This window comes from Facilibium subflavum, from assembly GCF_003574485.1.
GTDB classification, from domain to species: domain Bacteria; phylum Pseudomonadota; class Gammaproteobacteria; order Francisellales; family Francisellaceae; genus Facilibium; species Facilibium subflavum.
In genome coordinates this window covers 1-713 of the sequence record NZ_QLIT01000227.1, presented here as the reverse complement: position 1 = coordinate 713, position 713 = coordinate 1, and the positions used below count along the sequence as shown (strand labels likewise).

1 protein-coding gene is annotated in these 713 nt (G+C 45.2%); it reads right to left on the bottom strand.

All coding sequences use genetic code 11. The features are described from left to right. Nucleotides 1–713, bottom strand: a 713-nt coding sequence (locus tag DNK84_RS11800; RefSeq protein WP_162902426.1) for a cadherin-like domain-containing protein, incomplete at both ends; no start/stop codon positions are given.

The window sequence follows — 713 nt, the reverse complement described above, 5'->3', positions numbered from 1 at the left end:
CGCAGAATCAACCGTGCCATCGTTCACACTAAAACCAAAACTGTCATAAGCTGTACCATTGGCATCTGCTGCTGGAGTAAATACCAATAGCCCTGCATCAATATCTGCTTTGCTAATCACCTGATTTAAAGTGACATCTGAAGCATTTAACTGCAGACTACCGGCACCTTCAAGCGTGGTAATCTCAACACTGGCCAGACTGTCACCATCCACATCAGCAAAGTTAAAGTCATTTGCACTAAAGGTGTAAGCCGTACCTTCACTGGTGGTGACCGTATTATTCGCCGCCGTTGGCGCATCATTCACCGCGGTGACATTTACTGTGCTGGTAACTGCTGTGGCATTATCGTCACCATCATTGACTACCCAGCTGATTGTTCTGGCATTCGTATCTGGATTTTCAGACGTGTTTTCATAGGTCACACTTCTTAATGCACTTTGATAGGCTGCCAGTGTGTCACTTCCTGTTAAGGTTAAAACACCTGTCGATGCATTATAGCTGCCAGTAATATTTACCGTATCACTAAAACCTAAAACGTCTTCCCCTGAAGCAAAATTGCCACTGATCGTCACCGTCGCACTTTCAATATTTGTATCATCAATATCACTCAGCGTAATCGTGCTATCAATCACTGAAGCAGCAGCGTTCTCCACATAATTTAGTGTACCACCTGCCGTCAACACAGGCGCATCATTGACCGCGGTGACATCGA